A 25356-nucleotide genomic window follows, 5' to 3' on the forward strand; every position below is an offset into this window, starting at 1 on the left:
AAAGGAGCAATACAACGCTGTTTTTAAAAATATTACAATTATTAAAAATTATAAAACAATAAAACAGGCCAGCTGTATATGCGGCCGGCCTGTTTTTATGATAGGTTTAAATTAAATAATAGTTAACAAGCCAAACGATGAGCCTCTCTCATGTTCAAGCGGCTCAGTTTATCTTTAAGTACGCCACGGGCACGGTGCAAGGTGGTGCGCGATACTAACTCGGTAATGCCCAGTGTTTCACCAATTTCCTGGTGTGAGTAGCCTTCAATAGCGTACAGATTAAACACGTTACGGTAGTTGGTAGGCAACTGCTCAATCATCTGCAATAACTCTTTTGCCTCTAAACCGGTTTCATTGTAGGTCATATGTACGGTTACACCTTCGGGCAATTCATCAGCCAGTATTACCGGTTTAAGTTTGCGATAGCGCGATATAGCACAGTGCACCATAATACGGCGAATCCATCCCTCCACACTTCCCTCGCCACGGAATTTATCCATACTGCCAAATACCTTAATAAAACCTTCCTGCATAATGTCTTCGGCCTCGTCGCGATCTTTTGCGTAACGTGCACAAGCGGCTAACATGCGCGGGGCTAATACTTTATAAAGCATTTCCTGCTGTTTGCGCTCTTGTTTCAGGCATCCATCCCATATACGGTTTAAGCTTTGTTCGGTAATCATGGCTGTAAGTATTATTTGATACACCTATGCCAACTTTGGCACCAAATAATTAAGTGGTTGATTTTTAGTATAATAAAAATTAATCTATTAACTAATCTGTTCGTTACCGAACGGTTTTAGTGTGCGGCCGAACACTTTTTGCACTGGAGTACAATGTTTATCTTTGCACAATCCGGGATAAAAACCCGGCAGTAACGTTATGATGAAAGAGATCGAAATTGTGTGCCTGCCCGAGGAGCATGAAAACATGGAAGCCCTGATACGCATTGCGGCAGCTAAACTCAACCAGTCGCCCAAAAGCATCAATGATTTAAAAATTCGCAAACGCTCCATTGATGCCCGTGGACGTAAGGTGGTTTACCGCATGCACGTGCAGGTATTTATAAATGAGCCTGCGCCTGCGGCCAGCTTTGCTATTAACTACCCTAATGTAAAAGACAAAAAGCCTGTTATTATTATAGGTGCCGGTCCGGCCGGGATATTTGCCGCGCTGCAATGTATACTAAGTGGCAGCAAGCCTATTATTTTAGAACGTGGCAAAGACGTAAAACAACGCCGTAGAGATTTAGCCAATATTAATAAGGAAGGACTGGTAAACCCCGAATCGAACTATTGCTTTGGCGAAGGAGGTGCAGGAACCTACTCCGATGGTAAGCTCTACACCCGCTCTACCAAGCGCGGTGATGTAAACCAGGTGCTACAAATGTTTGTAGCCCATGGGGCCGACGAAGATATTTTGATAGATGCGCGCCCCCATATAGGTACTAACAAGCTGCCACAAATCATTACCGCCATGCGCGAAACCATTCTGAATGCGGGCGGTGAGTTTTTGTTCGACACAAAAGTAACCGCACTTGATATTGAGTTTGGAAAGATAACCGGCGTGCAAACGGCCATCGGCGACCATATAAAGGCTGACGCCGTGATCCTGGCAACCGGCCACTCGGCGCGCGATGTGTTTGAAATGCTGCACCGCCAGAATGTATTAATAGAAGCCAAGCCCTTTGCACTGGGTGTACGCATCGAGCATCCGCAGGAAATTATTGATAAAGCTCAATACCATTGCGATGTGCGTGGCCCGTACCTGCCGCCATCCTATTACAGCTTGGTAGAACAGGTTGACGACCGCGGCGTATTCTCCTTCTGCATGTGCCCCGGCGGCATCATTGCCCCCTGCTCAACCGAGCCCGACGAAATTGTGGTGAATGGCTGGAGCCCAAGTAAGCGTAATAACCCGTTCGCTAATTCGGGCACGGTAGTACAAATTAATTTAGAGGATGTACCGGGCGATGATAATGACCCGTTTAAACTCCTGCGTTTTCAGCAACAGGTAGAACAAACGGCTTTTGCCGTAGGTGGCGGTAACCTCGTTGCCCCTGGCCAGCGTATGGTTGATTTTGTAGAAGGACGTATATCAACAGATATTCCTAAAAACTCGTACCTGCCCGGTGTGGCCAGTGCCAACTTAAAAGAGGTGCTGCCACTATGGATACACAACCGCCTGCAAAAGGCATTACCGGCATTTGGTCGTAAAATGAAGGGTTATTATACCAACGAAGCCTTGCTGGTAGGTGTAGAATCGCGTACTTCATCGCCCATAAAAATACCCCGCGACCGCGAAACCCTGCAACACCCGCAGGTAGCAGGCCTTTACCCCTGCGGCGAAGGTGCAGGTTACGCCGGTGGTATTATTTCGGCTGCTATTGATGGGATAAACTGCGCCGTGGCCGCCATTAAGCAATTAGCCTAAAAAGCAATGGGAGCCAACCCTCGCGGCTGCCTCCCATCTTATTGTTAGATTGAATGTAATTTCAGGATTTTAAAGCCCCCTCTAAATCTCCCCCTGGAGAGAAGACTTCCAAAAAGGAGCTTAAAGCCCTCCCTCTTGGGGAGGGTTTGGGTGGGGTTCTTCAGGCCAATCATAAGCACTCCACTTGCCACGGCCACCTCGGCAACGTTTATCAAAGTGATCTTTGAAACGACTACGTTCTTCAGGACTCATGTTTTTAAAACGTTCGGCCATGCGGCCGCGCATCCATGGAGCACCGCCGCCGCCAAACCTGCCAGGGCGACCGAAGCCGAATAAAATCTTACTTAATATAAATATGCCCATGGCCTGCCAAAAGGTAATGGCGCTTACGTGTAGGATGCCTGGCAGCAGGATGTTCCACAATTGCATAACGGCCAGGCTTATGAGCCCCAAAAATGCCGCTGCAATAAACGGGATGAATATAAACCGGTAAGGTCGGTCGTAAAATGCTCTTTTCATGTCTTTTTTATCTTTAAAAGTTATTCATATCATCATACAATTGCTTTAGCCGCTTGCGCAGGTGCAGCACCGCATACCGCTTCCGCGATACCAGGGTTTGTAAATTTACCCCGGTTTCGGTAGCCATATCGTCAAAGCTTTTGTCTTCCAGCTCGTGCCATATAAATACCTGCCGTTGTTCGGGCGGTAGCTCATCAAGCGCTGCAAAAAGTTCCTCCCAAAAAATGTTGCGCAAGTATTCGGTTTCGGGCGTAGCGTTTTTGCTTAACATAATGGCACCCAAATCAAGGGCGTCGTCCTCGTTTTCGGTATCGTCGGGTGATAGATCGTTAAGCAGCCACTCGGTGTGCTTGCGGTATTTGTCGGTAATTTTGTTGCGGGCAACCCGGTAAAGCCAGGCGCCGGTTTGCTCAATAGGAGCCGCATTAACTACTGAACTTAGCTGATACCAAACATCCTGCAGTATGTCTTCGGCATCGGCATCGCTTTTTACCCTGCGCCTGATGAACGACAGCAAGCCCTTGCCATAATCTTTGATGGCTTGGAGGGTAAAACTGTTCTTATCTTGGGACATTAGTGCAGTAACCAATTTTGTATGTTTTATTGAAGCAGACGATTCATCGACCAAAACATTTTAATGAATTTGAAAAAATGTTTGCAATCACATTTTCTTATTAAAATAGATTGCATATTGGCTCTTTAGTTACAGGCACGGTAAAACGTGGAACTAAAATTGCAAACAGATTAAATATCATGACAACAGCACTTAAACTTCAAAATGCTTTAGAAGATGCCTTTGTGGGCCAGCCCTGGTACGGCACGCCTATTAGCACGATAGTAACCGATGGTAGCTGGATTGCTGCCTACAATAAACCCCAAGGTTCGGTGCACAGTATTGCCAACATTGTTTTACACATGATTGCCTGGACCGAAGAAATTATCAATCGCCTCCAAGGCAACCCTGCCGCCGAACCTGCCCGTGGCGACTGGCCCGAACCCGGCGAAGCATCGGAACAAAAATGGAACGAAATGGTTATTGATTTAGATGAGGCTAACAGTAATTTGATCAAAGCCATACAGGCGTTTCATGAAGATAGATGGAACCAGCCTATTAATGATGAGCGAAACTTGGGCGGACCGGTAACCACTTACAAGGAGTTGATATACGGGTTCATTCAGCATCAAATTTATCATGCAGGCCAAATAGCACTATTAAACCGTATTAACCATGCTTACTAACCAAAAGAAAACCCTCATACTTGGAGCAACCCCCGATGCCAGCCGTTACGCCTACCTTGCCGCCAACCGTTTGGTACGTACCGGGCATCCTATTATAAATGTGGGTATAAAAAAAGGGGAGGTAGCCGGCGTGGCTATCGAAAAGCCCGAAGCCATACACAGCGATATAGATACGATTACCTTATATGTTGGTCCGCAAAACCAACCGCAGTTGTACGATTATATTTTGGCCACCAACCCCAAGCGTATCATATTCAACCCCGGTACCGAAAACCCCGAACTGCGAAGCCTTGCACGCGAACGCGGAATTGAAACACTGGCGGCTTGTACGCTGGTGATGTTATCAACGGGAGATTACTAAGTGGGTAGAGAGCCAAGAAACAAGAGCCAAGAGAAAAAATTAAAGATAGCCCAGTCAAGCGTCTTCGCTTAACCATTGTTTTTTATAGCGTCCACGCTCCCGAAGCGTACTTATAACCTTAGGAGTCCAATTTACATTTTGTCTTGGCTCTTGATTCTTGGCTCTTGCTTCTATTCTGCTCCCCCTTCAGAGGGCTGAGTAGCCTGAGCCTGACTTATAATCCTAATCTCCTTTGGGTAATAATTATTCATCCTATTAGGTAACAACTTGGCCCAGCCCAAAACCTGTCCCTGGTATTTCATCAAGCTCCAGCCTTTGTTGATGGTATCTAAATCAAAATTGTCTTTACGCAAATAGGCAATGGCCTGGTCGTAGGTAAGTTCGGTTTGCAAAAAAGACTCTTTATTAATAAGCAGGCTTTGCGCAAACTCATGATCGGGGATGAGTTCTTTACCGGCCAGTTTGCCCAGCCGCACGCCCGATTTCTTTATATAGAGGTACTGCTGTAAAGTTTCCAACTCCTCGCGTAACGATTTATTGATAGCCAGCCAGTCATCGTTCAGTTTAAAAAAGTACATGCCAGCTGCATCATTTACAAGTGGCTTAAGCAGGTCTATCTCCTTATAATTAGGTTTAGGTTGGTTTTTGTTTTTATGAACATGTACCTCGCCGCTACTTTCGCGCTTGCGCAGGCAGGCTGCAAATAATCCTTCACCCTTTACCTTATCGGGGTAAAAACGATAGCCCCACGCTTTATGCCCGGCCGATCGGCTTTCAACAATACCCCATTCAGTTTGCAAAGGTATTTGTATGCTTTCCATGTCAAATTCTTCGCAAAGCCAATCCAGCACAGCCTCGTCTTCTTCATAGGAGTAAGAGCATGTACTATATATAAGGTAGCCGTCTTCGGCCAGTGCCGGGTAAACATCGGCCAGAATACGTTCCTGCCGTTGCTGGCAAAGCGTGACATTCTCTTCCGACCACTCGTTCATCGCATCCGGGTCTTTCCTGAACATGCCCGAACCAGAGCATGGCGCATCAACCACTATAATATCAAAAAAGCCTTTAAGGCGCGAAAACGCCTTCGGATCGTTATTGCTCACCACCACATTGCTGCGGCCCCAGCGGTTAAGGTTATCCGTTAATATAGGTACTCGGGTTTTAATAATTTCGTTGGCTACCAGCAAATCTTCATCACCAAGCGCCGAACTAATTAGCGTGCTTTTACCTCCGGGAGCAGCACATAGATCCAAAACGCGGTACGGGCCATTCTCTTTATTATATATATACTGTATAATGTGGTCAATAAACATCGACGATGCCTCCTGCACATAATAGCATCCGGCATGAAAAAGCGGGTCGAAAGTAAACGAAGGGCGGCTTTGCAGGTAATAACCATTGCGGCACCAAGGCACCGGCTGGGTATTATTTAAAGTAATTTCTTTAGATGGATTTATCCTAACCGAGGTTGGAGCGTGATTTTGCTGATGTGTTTCAGTAAAAGTATCGGCATTAAAACCGGGTGCCTGTTGTAAAGATTGGATAAAACCTGCGGGAAAATGAGCGTTATTATTCATGCTTTTGCAAAGGTATATATAATAAACAGGCTAAACCGTATTTGTGAAAACCGCTAACTATACTGATATACAGCCTTTAAATAAAGGCATTGAAAAATTGTAAATTTTATTTGGGAGTAGGGTTAAATGTTTCTATCTTTGATGCCCCGCAAACGAGTAGGGTTGTGCATTGAATTAATAGGTTAGAACAATTGAATGTTAAGAAGGTTTAAAATTATTTTAAAATAATCCTTGACAAAGAAATAAAGATTCTTACCTTTGCACTCCCAATCGCAACGAAAGGGAAAAGAATTGAAAAGCGGCACAGGGGTATTTTAAAAGGTTATTTTCGAAAGAAAAGGCCGCCAAAAAAAAGAAAAACTTTTTTTTGGAAAAGTAAAAAGAATATCTACCTTTGCACTCCCAAACGGAACGAAGCTGAGAGGCTGAAAAGAAGAGCGGGAAAGCGGAACGAAAACGGGAAGCAAAACGCAGTCTGCAACGGGCAGCGAAACTGAAACAGCCTTAGGGCGAACAAACAAAGATTTCGAAACACCGCAATGGTGCCAGATATAAAGTCGAACCGGGATGGTGAGACGACAAAGTTCTTTTAAGAAGTAACATGTAACGTAGCGGGAGAGATAAGTAATTGTCTACTCTGTCAAAAAAAAAGAAACCTTCAAATATAGCTACTGAATACTGTATAAAGATATACAAATAATCAGATTTCTATTTTTAAGTAAAGTAGGGTCTGGATACAAACAAAACATTTTACAATGGAGAGTTTGATCCTGGCTCAGGATGAACGCTAGCGGCAGGCCTAATACATGCAAGTCGGACGGGATTGAGGAGCTTGCTTCTCATGAGAGTGGCGCACGGGTGCGTAACACGTATGTAACCTACCTTTATCTGGGGGATAGCCTCTCGAAAGAGAGATTAACACCGCATAACATGACGACTCAGCATTGAGGTGTCATCAAATATTTATAGGATAAAGATGGGCATGCGGGACATTAGCTAGTTGGCGGGGTAACGGCCCACCAAGGCGACGATGTCTAGGGGATCTGAGAGGATGGCCCCCCACACTGGTACTGAGACACGGACCAGACTCCTACGGGAGGCAGCAGTAAGGAATATTGGTCAATGGGCGGCGCAAGCCTGAACCAGCCATGCCGCGTGCAGGAAGACGGCCCTACGGGTTGTAAACTGCTTTTGTACCGGAATAAACCTTTGGTCGTGACCGAAGCTGAATGTACGGTAAGAATAAGGATCGGCTAACTCCGTGCCAGCAGCCGCGGTAATACGGAGGATCCAAGCGTTATCCGGATTTATTGGGTTTAAAGGGTGCGTAGGTGGCCTATTAAGTCAGGGGTGAAAGACGGTAGCTTAACTATCGCAGTGCCTTTGATACTGATGGGCTTGAATACAGATGAAGTGGGCGGAATGTGACAAGTAGCGGTGAAATGCATAGATATGTCACAGAACACCGATTGCGAAGGCAGCTCACTAAATTGTGATTGACACTGAGGCACGAAAGCGTGGGGATCAAACAGGATTAGATACCCTGGTAGTCCACGCCCTAAACGATGAATACTCGATGTTGGCGATATACGGTCAGCGTCTAAGCGAAAGCGTTAAGTATTCCACCTGGGGAGTACGCCCGCAAGGGTGAAACTCAAAGGAATTGACGGGGGCCCGCACAAGCGGAGGAGCATGTGGTTTAATTCGATGATACGCGAGGAACCTTACCCGGGCTTGAAAGTTAGTGAATGATTCAGAGACGAATCAGTCCTTCGGGACACGAAACTAGGTGCTGCATGGCTGTCGTCAGCTCGTGCCGTGAGGTGTTGGGTTAAGTCCCGCAACGAGCGCAACCCCTATGTTTAGTTGCCAGCACGTCAAGGTGGGGACTCTAAACAGACTGCCTACGCAAGTAGAGAGGAAGGAGGGGACGACGTCAAGTCATCATGGCCCTTACGTCCGGGGCTACACACGTGCTACAATGGATGGTACAGAGGGCTGCTACCTGGCAACAGGATGCCAATCTCTAAAAGCCATTCACAGTTCGGATCGGGGTCTGCAACTCGACCCCGTGAAGTTGGATTCGCTAGTAATCGCGTATCAGCAATGACGCGGTGAATACGTTCCCGGGCCTTGTACACACCGCCCGTCAAGCCATGGAAGCTGGGGGTACCTGAAGTATGTAACCGCAAGGAGCGTCCTAAGGTAAAACCGGTAACTGGGGCTAAGTCGTAACAAGGTAGCCGTACCGGAAGGTGCGGCTGGAATACCTCCTTTCTGGAGCAGTATTCTGAAAGTGGCCTTGAAGGAACAATTGGAAAGACAGAAAGTCCTGCTACGTACATGTATTTCTTAAGAAATTAAAGAAGAAGAAAAAAGAGAAACCCTTTAAAAAGGAAGCCATATCAGAAAAGTGGCTAACATCAAACCATAGTCTCGTAGCTCAGTTTGGTTAGAGCACTACACTGATAATGTAGGGGTCAGCAGTTCAAATCTGCTCGGGACTACTACAGGGGTTAAATGAGAGAAGGAATGAATGAGCGAATGAGTGAAACATTCAGTCATTATAACATTCACCAAATCACTCATTGCTTTTTAAAAGGGGAATTAGCTCAGCTGGCTAGAGCACCTGCCTTGCACGCAGGGGGTCAACGGTTCGAATCCGTTATTCTCCACGATGCTTACGAGTAGTAAGTAGCAAGTATAAAGTAAAAAGACTCCGGTCTTGATACTAAGTACTCACTACTAAGTACTAAAAGCAAAACGTTCTTTGACATATTGGAAGAAGTAATTGAAAAACTGAAAAAACAACAGTGAAGGACAGTTACGAAGAGTACAGAATAAAGACTCAATAATACAGACAAGCAATTGTCTTGATTCCTGACTCTTGACTCCTGACTCTGAAATAACTTGAACTAAATAAAACATACCGTATCGAGCAAAAGCGATACAGGTAGAAGAAAGTAAGAAAGGGTACACGGGGGATGCCTTGGCTCTCAGAGGCGATGAAGGACGTGATAAGCTGCGATAAGCTCCGGGGATTAGCAAATATGAATTAATCCGGAGATTTCCGAATGGGGAAACCTAGTTATCTGAAGGATAACTGCAAATGCGCGAACCTGTTGAACTGAAACATCTAAGTAAACAGAGGAAGAGAAAACAATAGTGATTTCCTGAGTAGTGGCGAGCGAAAGGGAAACAGCCCAAACCATTTATGTTACGGCATAACTGGGGTTGTAGGACCACGATGTGGTATATTAAACTGAAGCGGAAAGGCATGGGAAGGCCTACCATAGAGCATGAGAGTTGCGTACGCGTAAGGAATAATAACCTAGTGAGTTCCTGAGTACTGCGGGGTCGGAGACGCCCTGTAGGAATCTGCCGGCACCATCCGGTAAGGCTAAATACTACTGAGAGACCGATAGTGAACCAGTACCGTGAGGGAAAGGTGAAAAGAACCCCGAACAGGGGAGTGAAATAGAACCTGAAACCGTGTACTTACAAGCGGTCGGAGCAGACTTGATCTGTGACGGCGTGCCTTTTGCATAATGAGCCTACGAGTTACTCTTCTCTGGCAAGGTTAAGTGTTTAAGACACGAAGCCGAAGCGAAAGCGAGTCTGAATAGGGCGTGCAGTCAGAGGAGGTAGACGCGAAACCTTGTGATCTACCCATGGACAGGTTGAAGGTGCCGTAACAGGTACTGGAGGACCGAACCGATAAACGTTGAAAAGTTTCCGGATGATTTGTGGGTAGGGGTGAAAGGCTAATCAAACTGGGAAATAGCTCGTACTCCCCGAAATGTTTTTAGGAACAGCGTGGCGGTAAAGTTATAAAGAGGTAGAGCTACTGATTGGGTGCGGGGGAGTCAAATCCTACCAAATCCAGACAAACTCCGAATGCTTTATAATATACGCTGCAGTGAGGCTCTGGGTGCTAAGGTCCAGGGCCGAGAGGGAAAGAACCCAGACCATCAGCTAAGGTCCCTAAATTACTGTTAAGTTGAACTAACGAGGTCCGGCTGCACAGACAGCTAGGATGTTGGCTTGGAAGCAGCCATTCATTTAAAGAGTGCGTAACAGCTCACTAGTCGAGCGGCCGGGCATGGATAATAAACGGGCATTAAACAGTATACCGAAGCTATGGATTATATACATTGTATATACTGGTAGGGGAGCATTCTATCATCGGCGAAGCATGACACGACAAGTGCATGTGGAGAGGATAGAAAAGCAAATGTAGGCATAAGTAACGATAAGGCGGGAGAGAAACCCGCCCACCGAAAGACTAAGGTTTCCTGATCAACGCTAATCGGATCAGGGTTAGTCGGGGCCTAAGGATAATCCGAGTGGAGATTCCGATGGACAACTGGTTAATATTCCAGTACTTTTTATAACTGCGATGCAGTGACGGAGTAGTGACACATCCGCGTCCTGACGGAATAGGACGTTAAAGGCCGTAGGTATAGGTTTGGTAGTTAAGTACGCCAGATTTGCTGAACGCTGATAGTACACAAAGCCTTCGGGTGGCGTGATAGTGATGGTAATCAGACTTCCAAGAAAACCTGCTAAGCTTCAGGTTATAAAAACCCGTACCGTAAACCGACACAGGTAGTCGAGGAGAGAATCCTAAGGTGCTCGAGTGATTCATGGCTAAGGAACTCGGCAAAATGGCCCTGTAACTTCGGGAGAAGGGGCGCTCTCAGCAATGGGAGCCGCAGTGAAAAGGCCCAGGCGACTGTTTAACAAAAACACATGGCTATGCAAAATCGAAAGATGACGTATATGGCCTGACACCTGCCCGGTGCCGGAAGGTTAAGAGGGGATGTTAGTCGCAAGGCGAAGCATTGAATCGAAGCCCCGGTAAACGGCGGCCGTAACTATAACGGTCCTAAGGTAGCGAAATTCCTTGTCGGGTAAGTTCCGACCTGCACGAATGGTGTAACGATCTGGGCGCTGTCTCAGCCATGAGCTCGGTGAAATTGTGGTATCGGTGAAGACGCCGGTTACCCGCAACGGGACGGAAAGACCCCATGCACCTTCACTACAACTTAACATTGATATCGGCTACAGGATGTGTAGGATAGGTGGGAGACTGTGATCATGCTTCGCTAGGAGTATGTTAGTCAACGTTGAAATACCACCCTTTCTGTATTTGGTGTCTAACTCTATACAATGGAGGACATTGTTTGGCGGGTAGTTTGACTGGGGTGGTCGCCTCCAAAAAGGTAACGGAGGCTTTCAAAGGTAAGCTCAGTACGCTTGGTAACCGTACGTGGAGTGCAATAGCATAAGCTTGCTTGACTGTGAGGCAGACAAGCCGAGCAGGGTCGAAAGACGGATATAGTGATCCGGTGGTTCTGCATGGAAGGGCCATCGCTCAAAGGATAAAAGGTACGCTGGGGATAACAGGCTGATCTCCCCCAAGAGCTCATATCGACGGGGAGGTTTGGCACCTCGATGTCGGCTCGTCACATCCTGGGGCTGGAGAAGGTCCCAAGGGTTCGGCTGTTCGCCGATTAAAGTGGCACGCGAGCTGGGTTCAGAACGTCGCGAGACAGTTCGGTCCCTATCTGTTGTGGGCGTTGGAAGTTTGAGTGGGGCTGACCTTAGTACGAGAGGACCGGGTTGGACGAACCTCTAGTGAATCTGTTATGGCGCCAGCTGTACTGCAGAGTAGCTACGTTCGGAATAGATAAGCGCTGAAAGCATCTAAGTGCGAAACTAGCCACAAGATGAGACTTCCCTTGAGGGTCGTAGTAGACTACTACGTTGATAGGTTACAGGTGTAAAGGTGGTGACATCATAGCCGAGTAATACTAATTGCCCGACGCTTTCTTCGCAAACAGATAAGGTGGTGTGATCTTTCCGGTCACATCACCGAACTCAAAAAACAAAATAGTACTGTAAAGTTCTTTTCAGGAAAAAACAGTTGCTTCTTTCAATAATATGTCATTGTTAAGGCCGGTAGGTCAAAGGCAAAAGGATAAAGGTATCAAAACCTTTCACCCTTCTCCTTTCCACCCTTCCCTTCAACAAAAAGAAATTCAGGTGCCTATATCGGCGGTGTCCACCTCTTCCCATTCCGAACAGAGAAGTTAAGCCCGCCAGAGCCGATGGTACTGCAGTAAAATGTGGGAGAGTAGGTCGGCGCCAAACCTTATCAATCAACCCCGTACGTTCACTCGTAGCGGGGTTTTTTGCGTTTAATACCCTTTCTCTCATAGAATTATACCTATACATTTGTGTATAAACCTGCATGCTACGGTGATGGGTTTGATCTTATTATGATAAGATGCTCTATTATAAATTTAACATTGTATGCCTGAAAAGTTTATTAAAACATAAACAAATGCAATGCAAAAAATGATACAGGAAACGAAAGCCATTAATACTTTACCACTTGGAGAGAGTATAAATGCACGTAAGTCAGATTGAGGGAGTATGGCCTTGAGTAAAGCAATCAAGCCTAAATAAATTAGGAATATTAAAATAGCAGCTATAATTAAAGTGCCTATATTTTCGGCCATATTAGTTTAATGCATTTTTAAAAATGCATTAAACTAATATAGTAAATCTTATTATCAGGACTAATCTTTACCAAAAAATTAACATTATTACGGTTTGATGCTTTACCTTTGGGCTCCAACAAATAGATTACTATTATGCAATATGATGTTATCGTTATAGGTTCGGGGCCGGGTGGCTATGTGGCTGCTATACGTTGTGCCCAACTGGGTTTAAAAACTGCTTGTATTGAAAAGTACAGCACATTTGGCGGCACCTGCTTAAATGTAGGCTGTATCCCGTCAAAAGCTTTGCTCGACTCGAGTGAGCATTACCATAATGCTGCTCACACTTTTAAAACCCATGGTATTAACCTTGATAACCTGAGCGTTGACTTTAAACAGATGGTTACCCGTAAAGATGAAGTAGTTGCACAAACTACCGGTGGCATTACCTTCCTGTTCAAAAAAAATAAAATTACTTCTTACCAAGGTGTAGGTTCGTTTAAAGACAAAAATACCATTATCATTAAAAAAGCCGATGGTACGGAAGAAACTATTACCGGTAAAAATGTGATCATTGCTACCGGTTCAAAACCATCGAGCCTGCCTTTTTTACCTATCGACAAAAAGCGTATTATAACTTCAACAGAAGCCTTAAATCTGCCGGAGGTTCCTAAGCACTTAGTGTTAATTGGTGGTGGTGTTATTGGTTTGGAACTGGGTTCGGTATATGCGCGTTTGGGTGCTAAGGTTTCGGTTATCGAATACATGGATTCGATCATACCTACCATGGATAAAGGCTTGGGTAAAGAACTTCAGAAGGTGCTTTCCAAATTGGGTATGGAATTTTACCTCGGCCATAAAGTTACCGGTGCTAAAGTAGAAGGTGAAGAAGTTACCGTTACTTTTGATACTCCTAAAGGCGAACAAAAAGAACTGAAAGGCGACTATTGTTTAGTAGCCGTAGGTCGTGTTGCTTATACCGATGGCTTAGGTTTAGAGAATATTGGTATTACGGTTGAAGAGCGCGGTAAGAAAATTACTGTTGATGAACATCTTGAAACCAGTGTTAAAGGCATATACGCTATTGGCGATGTAGTTAAAGGTGTTATGCTTGCGCACAAAGCTGAGGATGAAGGTACTTTTGTAGCTGAAATAATTGCCGGTCAAAAGCCGCATATCAACTATAACCTTATCCCGGGTGTGGTTTACACCTGGCCAGAGGTTGCCAGCGTAGGTTATACCGAAGAGCAACTGAAAGAAAAAGGCGTGAAATACAAAACAGGTTCATTCCCTTTCAAAGCCAGCGGACGTGCCCGTGCCAGTATGGATTTGGATGGATTTGTTAAAGTATTGGCTGATGCCGCTACAGATGAAATATTGGGCATGCACATGATCGGTCCGCGTGCGGCCGATATGATTGCCGAAGGTGTGGTTGCGATGGAATTCCGTGCCAGTGCGGAAGATGTAACCCGTATGAGCCACGCTCACCCAACATTTACCGAAGCCATTCGCGAAGCCTGTTTAGCAGCTACCGACAATAGGCCTATACATATTTAGTGAGTAAGATGATCAGTTGATTACGTGAGTAGTTAATTTGGTCGACATTTGATATAAAGGTTGCAGGGATTATCCTTGCAACCTTTCTTCTTTAATGAGGTTATGAATAAAGATATTTAACTTGAGTTTTATTAAGGAATTAACTTCCGGTTATCAACAATGGACTATCAATTATGAACTTACTGATCAATATACCCATCACCTTGGTTACTGTAGGCATTATGGAAGCTTTCTCCTGGTTCATCCATAAATACCTTTTTCATGGCCCGTTGTGGTTTATTCATAAAACGCACCATCAAGCGCGTCACGGGTGGTTTGAGTTGAATGATGTATTTAGCCTCGGTTTTGCAGGTTTATCTATGTGGCTGATGTGGACAGGGCATTTTACGCTTGATTACCGCTTTTGGATAGGCGTAGGCATCAGCTTGTATGGTTTTATCTACTTCATTTTTCATGATTGGTTTATACACAACCGCTTTAAGGCATTTAAAACTACCAATAGCTATTTGCTGAGCATCCGCCGAGCGCATAAAATTCACCATAAGTCAACGGAGAAAAATCCATCGGAAGAATTTGGGTTGCTGGTAGCGAGTAAGAAGTATTTTAAGAGATAGTATTGTATTAATATGGTTTTTCGTTTAGTAAAATATAATTGAGCTTTTTACTTAACCCATCTAAATCAGGAAAAAGTGTATAGTAGGAAACTCCAAAATTATTTAAATCAATTTTTATATCACGTTTTGCACTTTCAGGGATAATAAATTTCTCTAAATAATTCGCATCCTCAAATGGTTTTGTAGGTTCTCTAAATAATTGAAAAATGCCACTTTGGGCACTAATTCTTGGTGTTAATGATGGGATAGATAAATATTGATAAGAACTACCTAAATCGTCAAACGGTGATTCTGTTTTTCTTAAAATAGTAGTCAATTTTTTTTGCGCATTAAAGGCAAAAAAAGCACCATCTGTTTTACTTTCATTTTCTACAGCAAAAAACAATGCAACAAGTGGGGACAGTGTCCAGTCAAGCAAGCGTGTTTTTAAACCATGATGTTGAGCTATTGCAAGTAATATAAATAAGTTCGGTTCTCTTAAATCACTGTAAGTTTGAATCTCAAATTGACTAAATGCATTTTTCTCGGCCTCTTCTACATGTTTAACAGTAGGGAATCTTTCTGTGCCAAGCAACCTTCCGATACTGGGCATTAATTTGTAATCCAAATTACTATGGCCTCTAAAATACCACTGATAGGGTTTGATAGTTGTTGGAGAGTGTCTTTCTTCTACAATTTCTACAAACCTTTTAAATGATGTAATTAAATATTTGTCATCAGTAAATACTTTCATTGTGATATTGGCCCGTTATACTGTGGCCTTATTCAAATATACATATTAGCTATCTCTAATAAAATTCCGAAATTCGCCCCACTATATAACAACGCTCATGCTGCAGATCGAAGAAAACGTTTCGCTTAAAAATTTCAACACCTTTGGTATTGAGGCCAGTGCCCGGTACTTTGTAGAAATTAACCATGAGCAGGATTTAACCGAACTCTTTGCCGATTCGCAATGGCTAACCACCGAGCGGCTCGTTTTGGGCGGCGGCAGCAATATGTTGCTGGTAAATAATTTCGACGGACTGGTGATCCGCCTCAACATTCGCGGCATCGAACACCGCATAAACCACAATGAGGTTATTATAGAAGCCGGTGCCGGCGAAGTATGGAACGACCTGGTAAACTTTTGCGTAAACCACAACTTTGCCGGTATGGAGAACCTCAGCCTCATTCCCGGTTCGGTGGGTGCATCACCCATCCAAAACATAGGCGCTTATGGGGTCGAACTCAAAGATGTGTTTGAAAGCTGCCGCGCATTCGAAGTTGCTACCGGACAAGTAAAAGTTTTTAGTAAAGAAGATTGCCAGTTTGGCTACCGCGAAAGTGTGTTTAAATCGGCCTTAAAGGGGCAATACATTATTACGTCGGTTAAGTTTAAACTGTCGCTTACCCCCAATCTTAACATAAGCTACGGAGCCATAGGGCAGGAGTTGGCTAACCGGGGCATTGGGGAGCCTACTATAAAAGATGTATCACAAGTGGTATCGGCCATCCGTGTATCTAAACTGCCCGACCCTTCTACCATAGGTAATTCAGGAAGCTTTTTTAAAAATCCGGTTATTGATACCAATCTATTCCAAACCATAAAAGCACAATATCCCGAGGTGGCAAACTATCCCGCAGGCGATAATAAAGTTAAACTGGCAGCAGGCTGGCTTATAGAACAATGCGGCTGGAAGGGAAAAGTGGTAGGTAATACCGGTACCTGGGAAAATCAGGCATTAGTACTGGTGAATCACGGCGGGGCTACCGGTCAAGAGATATACAACCTGTCGTCGCAAATCATAGACAGTGTGTATACAAAATTTGGCGTTATGCTCGATCGCGAAGTGAACATCATCCCATAAAGCTTACACTTTATACAGTAAAATCCAATAATCTGAACACAACGTAGGGTATTGTACTCAAAACCTTACAGTAAATATTACAGTTATAATAACAAATGTTACCAATTTGTTTTATAAATATTAAGGCATTGATGCACAGTAGGCTTATCAAGGGCATTTAGGTATAAAAACCTCAGTTTTTTTCGAATTTATACTGGCTATTTGTCATTTTAAATTCACAGATAATACAAAACGGTATCATGTTTGCCATTATCTGTATACAAAACTTTAACAGATAACAGAATGACAAAGATTGAGTTTAACACCATGGTATTGCGTCAAGCCAGTTCACTACGTTCATACGCACTGCACTTTACTCATGACGCAGACGATGCTAACGACCTTGTTCAGGATACAATGTTGAAGGCTATTACCTACTACAATAAATTTAAAGAAGGTACCAATTTGAAAGGATGGTTGTACACCATCATGAAAAACACGTTCATTAACAACTACCGTCGTTTTGTTAAAATGAGCACCTTCGTAACCAAGTCTGAAGAAATTTCATCAGCCAACTTAGTATTCAGCTCAACCAAAAATCAGGGTGAATCTAAATTTGTAATGGATGATATTCGTCGTGCTTTAGACAAATTACCCGAAGATTATTATGTGCCATTCACCATGTACTTTGAAGGTCACAAATATCACGAAATTGCTGATCACTTAACAATCCCTATCGGTACCGTAAAAACCCGTATCCACGTTGCCCGCAAGCTGCTTAAAAAGAACTTGAAAGCATATGATAATGGTGTTAAAAAAGCGGTTTATGCCGAGGAAGAATAATTTGCACTTTTAAACTCAATATATAGAATGAGAAGGCCCGCTTTGTATAAGCGGGCTTTTTTGTTGATGGGAATTATCTAATCTTATAAAAGCGGCTAAAGCTTTTGTTAAAAATGAAACTTTATCCTGCACTGTGTCTTGCAACGAGTATATAAAAATGGTTCAGCTATGCATGGTTGCAGGCCTGTGAGGCATAAATTTATTTACCTTGCAGCATGCTTCAATTGCTGCAACTAATAGCGTTAATTATAGGTTTTATGGCTTTCGGTTTTTTTGCCAAAGCCAATGTAACTATCATCAAATTCAGGAAACTTACTAACTGGGGTTTATTGCAATTATGGACTGGTAACCTCAATACGCAAACCTTGGTCAAACATGCTCCTGTGGCTAATAATCTTGTAGAAAAAAAGCTGCTTAGAGCAATTGTTACGCATGATCGCACAAAAAATATCGTTTATTTTTGTGTAGTGGTTAATGTGTTAATATTGGTAATTAGTCTTTTAAATAAATAAGCGTAAGCCGGTAAATTAGCAAAGTACTTACTTCTAATTCCGTTTTAACCAAGCCTCGGGCACCGGTATAATACAAATATTCATCGATTTTCCATCGGCCGATAGCATGGCCGATTGTATTTCTATCCGTGTACCGTCAGGACTAAATGTAGGGTGCGGATGGTCGGCCGCGGTTTCTTTATGGCCGGTTGAAAGCATGATCATTTCACGTGTGTGCCTGTCAATAAGGTATATACTGCGCGAAAAATCATCGCCCACGGCCCAGCGGCCATCTTTTGACCCACCCACATGCCATAAACCGCTGCCGCTTGGTGTTTGCCCGGCAATGGTCATTTCGCGTGTGCGAATGTTTACTATGCCCAGCCCGGTTGGCTTTTCGCGTGTGCCCGATTGCCCCCAGGCTGTTTCCTGACCGGGGTTGGCACCGCCCACTGCCGTTCCGGGCTTTGCCTCACCTTCGGTGCCGGGTATTTTACGGTGACCCATAATGGCAATGGCTACCTCGTTGGGCGTAATAACGGCTTCGTGGGTTACCCATTCGTAAGGCGCCTCGGGGTAAAGCGGGCGCAAGCCTGTGCCATCGGCCATAACCGTCCATGTGCGTTGGGGCGATTTTCCGCCGGTTTCCCAGCAAAAAATAATTTCGCCAGGTACCCAGGGGTTTACCTGTATATGCCCAATTTGGAAAGGTACCGATGTGATGTATTTAATATCGCCTGTTTTAACATTCATGCTGGCCAGGCCGTTTGGTCCTGCGCCCATATTGCGTGGGCCAAAGGCACTTTCAACCTTAGCACCTGGCTCCATATGCTTTGCTGCCTCGGCACGGCCCACATGAAAGTATACTTTATCCTCGTCGGCATCTAAAGCCATGTCGCCACCTGCACCCATCTCGGCAGGTATGGTGCCGCAAATGCGTTGATATGCCGATACGGGCTGCATTTTACCGGTTTTGCTATCGGCAAGTATTTTAGTTAGATCCATTTCAACCAGTTGCATAGCCGTTGAAGTGCGCTGACCGGGAGTTTCGGGCTGATTACCTGCGCGGCGCAGTAAGTATAGCTTCATGCTTTTGCGGGCCAGGTTGAGCATGCCGGTGTAACCACCTTCGGTAATTTGCACCATATCGCCGGTTTTTTCATTTACGGCCAAAGCCTCTCCCTTAGCCCGGTTTGAGCGGAATACCAGCCACTGGCCGTCTGATGTCCATTGCGGGTGAGTTTGGTAAATTTTGGTATCGCCCGCAGGGGTGCTGGTTAAAAAATGTAAGCATGGTGCCGGTTACAGGGTCTTTCACTATTTTTCGTTCGCTCGGGAAACGTTTGCCTATTTGCGCGTAGGTACTTAGGTTAAGTCCTGTCAATAAAATGAACAGTCTAACACATATTTTTTTCATGGTTAGGTATAAAGTTTTAATAAGCTATACGAGTTGGCTTATGCGGTAAAATAAATGGTTATGGCTAAGCTACTACTAAATTGCCACTCAGTATCTATTATCAGGACGGTGCAGGTTACTCTTATGCAGAGTAACAATAAATAATATATTCGTTATTTGTTTTTCAAGAGTTAATGCCCATTTTAGTGCTGTACTTATCGGCAATTAAATAATACAACATGGGATTTTTAAGCAATTTGCTCAGCGAATTTATAGATATAATAGAGTGGGTTGATACCACTCAAGACACACTGGTATGGAAATTTGAACGACATAACAATGCCATAAAAATGGGTGCCAAGCTTACCGTACGCGAATCGCAGGTAGCTATTTTTATGAACGAGGGTAAGGTGGCTGATGTGTTTACGCCGGGCATATATGAGTTATCGACCCAAAACATGCCCATATTAACGGCTTTACAAAGCTGGGCCTACGGTTTTAAAAGCCCGTTTAAGGCCGATGTGTTTTTTATAAGTACCCGCCAGTTTACCAACCAAAAATGGGGAACCAAAAACCCGGTAATGCTGCGCGATGCTGAGTTTGGCCCGGTGCGTTTAAGGGCCTTTGGTACATTTAGTTTCAGGGTAAATAACGCGCTTAAATTTTTGCAGCAAGTATCTGCTACTAATACCAATTATACCGTTGATGGTATTAACGAGCAGCTGCGCAACACCATCGTATCAAGAGGTATGGATGAGGTTGCGGCTTCTAAAATTCCAATTCTCGATCTGGCTGCTAATTATGATGAAGTATCGGGCCTCATCAAAAATAAAATTCAGGGCGATTATGATAACCTTGGCCTCGAGCTAACCACGCTCATGGTGGAGAATATCTCATTGCCGCCCGAAGTGGAAACCGCTTTAGATAAACGCAGCCAAATGGGTATTATTGGCAACCTGGGTGCTTATGCACAGTACCAGGCTGCCAATGCTATCGAAAAATCGGCTGAGAATACTATTGGTGGTAACCTGGCATCAGCAGGAATGGGGCTTGCCGCAGGTGCTGCCATGATGGGGCAGGCGGGCAATATATTCCAGCAAAACCATTTTGATGCCACTGCTACTAACCAGGCAGGCGGCCCTCCGCCAATACCCCAAGCTGATGAGTATTTTATTGCCTTGAACGGTAAATCTGATGGTCCGCATAGTTTAGACACTATTACCAAAATGGTATCGGCACAAACACTTAATGCCACAAGTATGGTTTGGAAAAAAGGTATGGCCGAATGGCAGGCAGCCGGTAATACGCCCGAGCTTGCTGGTTTATTTGAAAACATGCCGCCACCGCTTCCGCAGGTTTAAATCCTGATATTTTATGAGTGATATATCGGTAAACGATTCGTTGAAGTGTGCAGGCTGTGGCGCGGTATTACATTATGTGCCCGGTACCCACCAATTAAAGTGCGAGTATTGCGGCGAAGCCAATGAAATAACCCCGGCTACAACCAAACGTAACGAGATAGAATCGGTAGAGTACGCCGCCTTTTTGAAAACGGTTAACGGCCTGCCCGCAAACCCCGATATTAAAGTAGTTAAGTGCAACAGTTGCGGGTCTGAAACTAATTTTAACGGTAATGAGGCCGCCGGTAAGTGTGCTTTTTGTGCATCGCCATTGATAATACAGTTGGGTAAAAGCGAGAGTACGTTAAAACCACACTATATTCTACCGTTTATTTTGAATGAAGCCGATGCCGGGCAAAAGTTTAAAGACTGGCTGGAAGGCTTGTGGTTTGCACCCGGTGATATTGTGCGCGAGGCTAAGGCTAATACCTCGCTAAAAGGTATTTACATGCCTTACTGGACCTATGATTGTAATACCACCACCCACTACACCGGCGAGCGCGGCGAATACCACTATACCACCGAAACATACACCGAAACCGTAAACGGCAGGGAAGAGACCCGCACCCGGCAGGTAAGGCATACCCGCTGGTACGATACCCGCGGAAAGGTTTTTTGCGATTTTGAAAATGTCACCATACCGGCCAGCCAATCGTTACCTGCCGAAACTCTTACCGAGCTTAATCCCTGGAATTTTAAAGCGCTTAAAGCTTATGACGAAAGATACTTGAGCGGCCTAAGTGCCGAAACCTACCAGATAAAACCCGATGCTGGTTTGGAAATGGCCAAACAGATTATGGTTGATACTATTGAAGATGCCATACGTGATGATATTGGCGGCGATGAGCAACGTATATCAAGCCATCATAGTCAGTATAACAACGTGGCCATAAAATATGTGATGCTTCCTGTTTGGGTGAGCGCCTATATATACGGCAAAAAGGTTTACCAATTTACGGTTAATGCCTGCACCGGCGAGGTGGTTGGCAAAAGGCCATACAGCGCAATCAAAATTGCGCTGGCTATTATACTGGGTTTAATACTTATTGCCCTCATTATTGTAGCACTTGCTGCAAAACAAATACGTTAAGTGCAGGAGCTGATGCTTTTAAGTATCTAACTATTTAAACACAATTGCTCTATTTAAAACAAAAAGGTAACATTCAGGCTTTTATGAGGAAATATCCTCAAAATGCCTAAGTGGTTAAAAATCATATTAAAAATAGTTGCCGGTGTAGTATTGCTGTTTATGCTACTCTCAGTAGGGTTATTTATTTACATCAATACCAATAAAACCAAAGTACTCTCCTTAATTACCTCTACGCTTAATAAAAACCTGGATGGTAATCTGAGTATAGGGGATATGGAAACTACTTTTTTTAAAGGATTTCCGGGTATATCGGTATCGCTAAAAAATGTGATCATAAAAGATAAGCGCTGGGCCGAGCACAAGCATACCCTGCTGAGTGCTAAAGATTTTGATGTGTCGATAAATACCGCTGCTTTGTTACGCGGTACTATCCGCATCAGCAATATCGAAATAAGCAATGCGGCTATCGAACTGTATAAGGATAGTACCGGCTACAGTAATACTTCAGTCTTTAAAAAGAAAAAAGATCAGCCTAAAAAAACTACCGAAGATGATGGCGGAGGCAGTTCGGCAGAGTTTGGCAGGTTTACGCTGAACAATGTAAGTTTTGCGGTGAATAACCAAGCAAATAATAAGCTTTTTGCATTTGATATTAATAAACTGGCCGGTAAAATGGCTTACCCCGATAGCGGTTGGCGGGCAGCGCTTGACTTAAAAGTTATGGCGCGCAGCATGGCCTTTAATACCGATAAAGGCAGCTTTATTAAAGACAAAGAAATATCGGGACAAATGCTGGCCGGGTATAATGAGGAGAGCAATAAAATTTACGTTTCTTCAAAAGGATTGAAGATCGGGTACGATGTTTTCCAGGTAAACGCATTGTTCGATACCGGTAGAAAGGAAACTGAATTTGCCATTCACCTTAATGTGAATAAAATTATGTGGCGCAGCGCATCCCTGTTACTGGCCGACAACATCAGGAAAACGCTCGACAAGTTCAATATGTCAAAACCCATCGATCTTAAAGCCAGCATTTCAGGCAGCTTAGGTGGCGGCGACCCTTTTCTTTATGTGGAGGGCAAGATCAAGGATAACACGTTGACCATCCCCGGTAGTAAAATTGACAGCTGTACGTTTGATGCTGTTTTTACCAACCATGTAGACAAAACTAAAGGCTACGATGATGCAAACTCAGCTATACATTTATATAAGTTTTCGGGCCGGTACAATCATTTGCCTTTTATAATTGATACCGGTAGCATTGTTAACTTCGAAAAGCCTGTTGCCACCGGTAACTTCCGGTCGAGTTTTGCGCTGGCCAATATGAATTACCTGCTGGCCGATATAGCCAAATTTAGCAAGGGCAGTGCCGATATGAACCTGCGTTACAAGGCCGATGTGGTAAACTATACCATTAATAAGCCCTTTATTGCCGGGGTAATTAACTTTAAAAACGCCGACGCAGTTTACCTGCCGCGTAACCTTGCTTTTAAAAACACTTCGCTATCGCTCAACTTTATTAAGGGCAATTTAATACTTAACAACATTAGGGTACAAAGCGGCCACAGCGTGGTAATGATGAACGGGCGTGTAAATAATTTTTTAAACTTTTATTACGATGAGCCCGAGAAGATCTTACTCACCTGGAACATCAAAAGTCCGGAGTTAAGATTGGCAGAGTTTATGGGCTTTTTGGGCAACCGCAAGAACGTACAAACCAAAACAGTGCGCAGGGGAGGTAGTAACAGCGGCAACATTATCGATCAGTTGGGTAACGTGTTGGATAAGGGTAATGCCGAAATGCACATGGATGTAGCCAAGGTATACTATAAAAAGTTTTTAGCTACCGATGTAAGGGCAAATTTGTTGACAACTTCCGATGGTATCATTATTAAAGATGTTGGTTTAAAGCATGCAAATGGTACGTTGCGCTTAAATGGTAAGTTGTTACAAGGAGCCAATCTAAACAGATTTAACCTCAATACTACCGTTAGCAATGTAGATATACGCCAGTTTTTTTACTCGTTTGATAATTTTGGGTTGAGTGCCATTACTTACGAAAACCTGAAAGGATACTTATCTGCCAAAGCCAATATTACCGGCGGCGTAACTGATAATGGAACGTTAGTGCCCCGTTCAATTCATGGTACAACCTTAGTTAGTTTACGTAACAGCGCCCTGCTAAACTTCGATCCGTTGATTAAAGTTGGTAAGTTTGCCTTCCCGTTCCGCGATCTAAAGAATATCGAAATACCTAAGCTGGATGCCAAATTTGATTTAGAGGGCGATAAGATCATCATCAACCCCATGCAGTTTAGCTCGAGTGTGTTGAATGCTGATATTTCGGGGGTGTATGGCCTTAACCACGGTACTAATATAGCCTTTGATGTGCCTTTGCGTAACCCTAAAAAGGATGAGGACATTACCGATAAGGATGAGTTACAAAAGCGCCGCTACCGGGGCATTGTATTGCACCTGGCCGCTAAAGAAGATGAAACTGGTAAAGTTAAAATTGGCTTTAATAAGGATCGGAAGAAGAAAGATTAATCTTGTTTTACAGCCAAAAAGTTCATTACATCGGCCTCGGTGCCTGTAAATGCACCTGAATTGGCAATTTTAATACTGGCCATGGCTGCTGCAAATTCGCCGGCCTCTTGTATGTCAGCACCTTTAACGCGCTTAAATAAATAGCCTGCCATGTAAGTATCGCCGCAGCCGGTGGCATCGGTTACGCTATCGGGTATGTAAGCGGGTACGTTGTAAAATACGCCATCGGTGTATATTACCGAACCCATGCTGCCCAGCGTAATTACCACTTCTTTTACGCCCCAGTTGGCCAAAATAAGTGCGCCGGCTTTAATGTCGGTTTCACCGGTTAGTGCTTCCAGTTCGTGCTCGTTAACTTTGAGTATGCTGATGTATTGCAGGGCTTCCTGTTTTTGCGGCCAGTCTACTGCGTGTACTGCTAAATTACGCACCTCGCGTAAGTAGCCTTGTGCATCTAATGATAAGCGGCCTTTGCCAGCCAGGTATTTGATCACATCTAACGACATATCATCGGCCAGTAGCGGACCTAAATGGAAGATTTCGGCTTCTACATCCTGCAATTGGTCAATGCTAAAAGCATCGGCTTTTTGCAATACACGTTGTGTACGTTGGTCTTGGTTAGCGCTGTAACTGTTTTCGAAGTAAACCGAATGTGCACTGGTAAAGGCTGTAATTGGAGTGCCCTGCGACCGTAGCTTTTCAACCACAGGCATTTCGCTATTGCCCAGCGAGGTTACCAAACCGTAATTTACATCCATTAACTGCAACGCTTTTGAGAAATAGTACGATGTACCGCCAGCCATGTGTACCGTGTTGTGCGGAGTAATAACTTTATCTAACGTAATATGACCTATGCAGCAAATGTTTAACATGTAATTTACTTTAACCTAAACCGCAAATATACGTTGTTCATTATAATGTGAATGTCAATCGTTATCTTCATAGCTATAT

At 44.2% G+C, this 25356-nt stretch carries 20 protein-coding genes, 2 tRNA genes and 3 rRNA genes; 16 read left to right on the plus strand and 9 right to left on the minus strand.

Annotated elements, in window-relative coordinates; all coding sequences use genetic code 11:
• Positions 1-122 precede the first annotated feature (122 nt).
• Positions 123-683: an RNA polymerase sigma factor gene (locus QE417_RS15315; protein ID WP_311951343.1), complete on the minus strand. Its 561-nt coding sequence runs from the start codon at positions 681-683 to the stop codon at positions 123-125.
• Between the two features lie 199 nt (positions 684-882).
• On the opposite strand from QE417_RS15315, the gene QE417_RS15320 reads away from it, so the two are divergent.
• Positions 883-2433: an NAD(P)/FAD-dependent oxidoreductase gene (locus QE417_RS15320; RefSeq protein WP_311951344.1), complete on the plus strand. Its 1551-nt coding sequence runs from the start codon at positions 883-885 to the stop codon at positions 2431-2433.
• Positions 2434-2553: 120 nt separating this feature from the next.
• Here QE417_RS15320 and QE417_RS15325 read toward each other — a convergent pair whose 3' ends face one another.
• Together QE417_RS15325 and QE417_RS15330 are read right to left on the minus strand one after the other, a co-directional pair.
• Positions 2554-2952 carry a hypothetical protein gene (locus QE417_RS15325; RefSeq protein WP_311951345.1) on the minus strand — a complete coding sequence of 133 codons (399 nt, stop codon included), beginning with the start codon at positions 2950-2952 and terminating at the stop codon, positions 2554-2556.
• Positions 2953-2965: 13 nt separating this feature from the next.
• Complete coding sequence (locus QE417_RS15330; RefSeq protein ID WP_311951346.1) at positions 2966-3526, minus strand: RNA polymerase sigma factor; 561 nt, start codon at positions 3524-3526, stop codon at positions 2966-2968.
• 179 nt (positions 3527-3705) lie between these two features.
• On the opposite strand from QE417_RS15330, the gene QE417_RS15335 reads away from it, so the two are divergent.
• Both QE417_RS15335 and QE417_RS15340 read left to right on the plus strand, forming a co-directional pair.
• On the plus strand, positions 3706-4191 hold the full coding sequence (locus QE417_RS15335) for a DinB family protein (protein ID WP_311951347.1): 486 nt from the start codon (positions 3706-3708) through the stop codon (positions 4189-4191).
• Positions 4181-4552, plus strand: a complete 372-nt coding sequence (locus tag QE417_RS15340) for a CoA-binding protein (protein WP_311951348.1) — start codon at positions 4181-4183, stop codon at positions 4550-4552. Before QE417_RS15335 ends, QE417_RS15340 begins: the two co-directional genes overlap by 11 nt.
• Positions 4553-4722: 170 nt before the next feature.
• On the opposite strand, the gene QE417_RS15345 is transcribed toward QE417_RS15340, so the two are convergent.
• A complete protein-coding gene (locus QE417_RS15345) occupies positions 4723-6129 on the minus strand; it encodes a methyltransferase RsmF C-terminal domain-like protein (protein ID WP_311951349.1) in 1407 nt (468 codons plus the stop codon).
• Between the two features lie 752 nt (positions 6130-6881).
• Between QE417_RS15345 and QE417_RS15350 the strand changes: the two genes are divergently transcribed.
• The 5 genes from QE417_RS15350 to rrf all read left to right on the plus strand — a co-directional run bounded on the left by QE417_RS15350 (position 6882) and on the right by rrf (position 12285).
• Positions 6882-8406 (plus strand): 16S ribosomal RNA (locus tag QE417_RS15350).
• 155 nt (positions 8407-8561) lie between these two features.
• Positions 8562-8636: transfer RNA gene (locus QE417_RS15355), tRNA-Ile, on the plus strand.
• 94 nt (positions 8637-8730) lie between these two features.
• Positions 8731-8804, plus strand: a tRNA-Ala gene (locus QE417_RS15360).
• Between the two features lie 281 nt (positions 8805-9085).
• Positions 9086-11969, plus strand: a 23S ribosomal RNA gene (locus QE417_RS15365).
• A 204-nt stretch (positions 11970-12173) separates the two neighbouring features.
• Positions 12174-12285, plus strand: a 5S ribosomal RNA gene (gene rrf / locus QE417_RS15370).
• The 16S, 23S and 5S rRNA genes sit together here with 2 tRNA genes alongside, the layout of an rRNA operon.
• Positions 12286-12437: 152 nt before the next feature.
• On the opposite strand, the gene QE417_RS15375 is transcribed toward rrf, so the two are convergent.
• Positions 12438-12656 (minus strand): hypothetical protein, encoded by a 219-nt coding sequence (locus QE417_RS15375; protein WP_311951350.1) that lies wholly within the window; start codon positions 12654-12656, stop codon positions 12438-12440.
• Between the two features lie 135 nt (positions 12657-12791).
• On the opposite strand from QE417_RS15375, the gene lpdA reads away from it, so the two are divergent.
• Both lpdA and QE417_RS15385 read left to right on the plus strand, forming a co-directional pair.
• The gene (lpdA, locus tag QE417_RS15380; RefSeq protein ID WP_311951351.1) at positions 12792-14195 is read left to right on the plus strand and encodes a dihydrolipoyl dehydrogenase; all 1404 of its coding nucleotides are present in this window, start codon (positions 12792-12794) and stop codon (positions 14193-14195) included.
• Between the two features lie 173 nt (positions 14196-14368).
• A complete protein-coding gene (locus QE417_RS15385) occupies positions 14369-14809 on the plus strand; it encodes a sterol desaturase family protein (protein WP_311951352.1) in 441 nt (146 codons plus the stop codon).
• Positions 14810-14816: 7 nt separating this feature from the next.
• Here the strand turns inward: QE417_RS15385 and QE417_RS15390 are convergent, their stop codons facing one another.
• Complete coding sequence (locus QE417_RS15390; protein ID WP_311951353.1) at positions 14817-15542, minus strand: FRG domain-containing protein; 726 nt, start codon at positions 15540-15542, stop codon at positions 14817-14819.
• Between the two features lie 97 nt (positions 15543-15639).
• Between QE417_RS15390 and murB the strand changes: the two genes are divergently transcribed.
• The 3 genes from murB to QE417_RS15405 all read left to right on the plus strand — a co-directional run bounded on the left by murB (position 15640) and on the right by QE417_RS15405 (position 17993).
• Positions 15640-16659 carry a UDP-N-acetylmuramate dehydrogenase gene (gene murB / locus QE417_RS15395; RefSeq protein ID WP_311951354.1) on the plus strand — a complete coding sequence of 340 codons (1020 nt, stop codon included), beginning with the start codon at positions 15640-15642 and terminating at the stop codon, positions 16657-16659.
• Positions 16660-16941: 282 nt separating this feature from the next.
• Positions 16942-17481: an RNA polymerase sigma factor gene (locus tag QE417_RS15400; RefSeq protein WP_311951355.1), complete on the plus strand. Its 540-nt coding sequence runs from the start codon at positions 16942-16944 to the stop codon at positions 17479-17481.
• Positions 17482-17696: 215 nt separating this feature from the next.
• Positions 17697-17993 (plus strand): hypothetical protein, encoded by a 297-nt coding sequence (locus QE417_RS15405; RefSeq protein WP_311951356.1) that lies wholly within the window; start codon positions 17697-17699, stop codon positions 17991-17993.
• Between the two features lie 33 nt (positions 17994-18026).
• Here the strand turns inward: QE417_RS15405 and QE417_RS15410 are convergent, their stop codons facing one another.
• Both QE417_RS15410 and QE417_RS15415 read right to left on the minus strand, forming a co-directional pair.
• Entirely contained in the window at positions 18027-19145 is a 1119-nt protein-coding gene (locus QE417_RS15410) for a hypothetical protein (RefSeq protein WP_311951357.1), read from the minus strand.
• A 10-nt stretch (positions 19146-19155) separates the two neighbouring features.
• Positions 19156-19389 (minus strand): hypothetical protein, encoded by a 234-nt coding sequence (locus tag QE417_RS15415; RefSeq protein ID WP_311951358.1) that lies wholly within the window; start codon positions 19387-19389, stop codon positions 19156-19158.
• A 218-nt stretch (positions 19390-19607) separates the two neighbouring features.
• Between QE417_RS15415 and QE417_RS15420 the strand changes: the two genes are divergently transcribed.
• From QE417_RS15420 to QE417_RS15430, 3 genes are all read left to right on the plus strand, one after another.
• A complete protein-coding gene (locus QE417_RS15420) occupies positions 19608-20729 on the plus strand; it encodes an SPFH domain-containing protein (protein WP_311951359.1) in 1122 nt (373 codons plus the stop codon).
• 13 nt (positions 20730-20742) lie between these two features.
• Entirely contained in the window at positions 20743-21858 is a 1116-nt protein-coding gene (locus tag QE417_RS15425; RefSeq protein ID WP_311951360.1) for a zinc finger domain-containing protein, read from the plus strand.
• A 102-nt stretch (positions 21859-21960) separates the two neighbouring features.
• Entirely contained in the window at positions 21961-24405 is a 2445-nt protein-coding gene (locus QE417_RS15430) for an AsmA family protein (protein ID WP_311951361.1), read from the plus strand.
• Here the strand turns inward: QE417_RS15430 and QE417_RS15435 are convergent.
• On the minus strand, positions 24402-25277 hold the full coding sequence (locus tag QE417_RS15435; protein ID WP_311951362.1) for a PfkB family carbohydrate kinase: 876 nt from the start codon (positions 25275-25277) through the stop codon (positions 24402-24404). The two genes, QE417_RS15430 and QE417_RS15435, sit on opposite strands and share 4 nt — an antisense overlap.
• Positions 25278-25356 lie beyond the last annotated feature (79 nt).

Origin of the sequence: Mucilaginibacter terrae, assembly GCF_031951985.1 — a bacterium.
Taxonomy (GTDB): Bacteria; Bacteroidota; Bacteroidia; order Sphingobacteriales; family Sphingobacteriaceae; genus Mucilaginibacter; species Mucilaginibacter terrae_A.

Bases quoted from the DNA above. Each gene is read 5' to 3' on its own strand.
- QE417_RS15315 (WP_311951343.1), bottom strand. From the start codon at position 683: ATGATTACCGAACAAAGCTTAAACCGTATATGGGATGGATGCCTGAAA.
- QE417_RS15320 (WP_311951344.1), top strand. From the start codon at position 883: ATGATGAAAGAGATCGAAATTGTGTGCCTGCCCGAGGAGCATGAAAAC.
- QE417_RS15325 (WP_311951345.1), bottom strand. From the start codon at position 2,952: ATGAAAAGAGCATTTTACGACCGACCTTACCGGTTTATATTCATCCCG.
- QE417_RS15330 (WP_311951346.1), bottom strand. From the start codon at position 3,526: ATGTCCCAAGATAAGAACAGTTTTACCCTCCAAGCCATCAAAGATTAT.
- QE417_RS15335 (WP_311951347.1), top strand. From the start codon at position 3,706: ATGACAACAGCACTTAAACTTCAAAATGCTTTAGAAGATGCCTTTGTG.
- QE417_RS15340 (WP_311951348.1), top strand. From the start codon at position 4,181: ATGCTTACTAACCAAAAGAAAACCCTCATACTTGGAGCAACCCCCGAT.
- QE417_RS15345 (WP_311951349.1), bottom strand. From the start codon at position 6,129: ATGAATAATAACGCTCATTTTCCCGCAGGTTTTATCCAATCTTTACAA.
- QE417_RS15375 (WP_311951350.1), bottom strand. From the start codon at position 12,656: ATGGCCGAAAATATAGGCACTTTAATTATAGCTGCTATTTTAATATTC.
- lpdA (WP_311951351.1), top strand. From the start codon at position 12,792: ATGCAATATGATGTTATCGTTATAGGTTCGGGGCCGGGTGGCTATGTG.
- QE417_RS15385 (WP_311951352.1), top strand. From the start codon at position 14,369: ATGAACTTACTGATCAATATACCCATCACCTTGGTTACTGTAGGCATT.
- QE417_RS15390 (WP_311951353.1), bottom strand. From the start codon at position 15,542: ATGAAAGTATTTACTGATGACAAATATTTAATTACATCATTTAAAAGG.
- murB (WP_311951354.1), top strand. From the start codon at position 15,640: ATGCTGCAGATCGAAGAAAACGTTTCGCTTAAAAATTTCAACACCTTT.
- QE417_RS15400 (WP_311951355.1), top strand. From the start codon at position 16,942: ATGACAAAGATTGAGTTTAACACCATGGTATTGCGTCAAGCCAGTTCA.
- QE417_RS15405 (WP_311951356.1), top strand. From the start codon at position 17,697: ATGCTTCAATTGCTGCAACTAATAGCGTTAATTATAGGTTTTATGGCT.
- QE417_RS15415 (WP_311951358.1), bottom strand. From the start codon at position 19,389: ATGAAAAAAATATGTGTTAGACTGTTCATTTTATTGACAGGACTTAAC.
- QE417_RS15420 (WP_311951359.1), top strand. From the start codon at position 19,608: ATGGGATTTTTAAGCAATTTGCTCAGCGAATTTATAGATATAATAGAG.
- QE417_RS15425 (WP_311951360.1), top strand. From the start codon at position 20,743: ATGAGTGATATATCGGTAAACGATTCGTTGAAGTGTGCAGGCTGTGGC.
- QE417_RS15430 (WP_311951361.1), top strand. From the start codon at position 21,961: ATGCCTAAGTGGTTAAAAATCATATTAAAAATAGTTGCCGGTGTAGTA.
- QE417_RS15435 (WP_311951362.1), bottom strand. From the start codon at position 25,277: ATGTTAAACATTTGCTGCATAGGTCATATTACGTTAGATAAAGTTATT.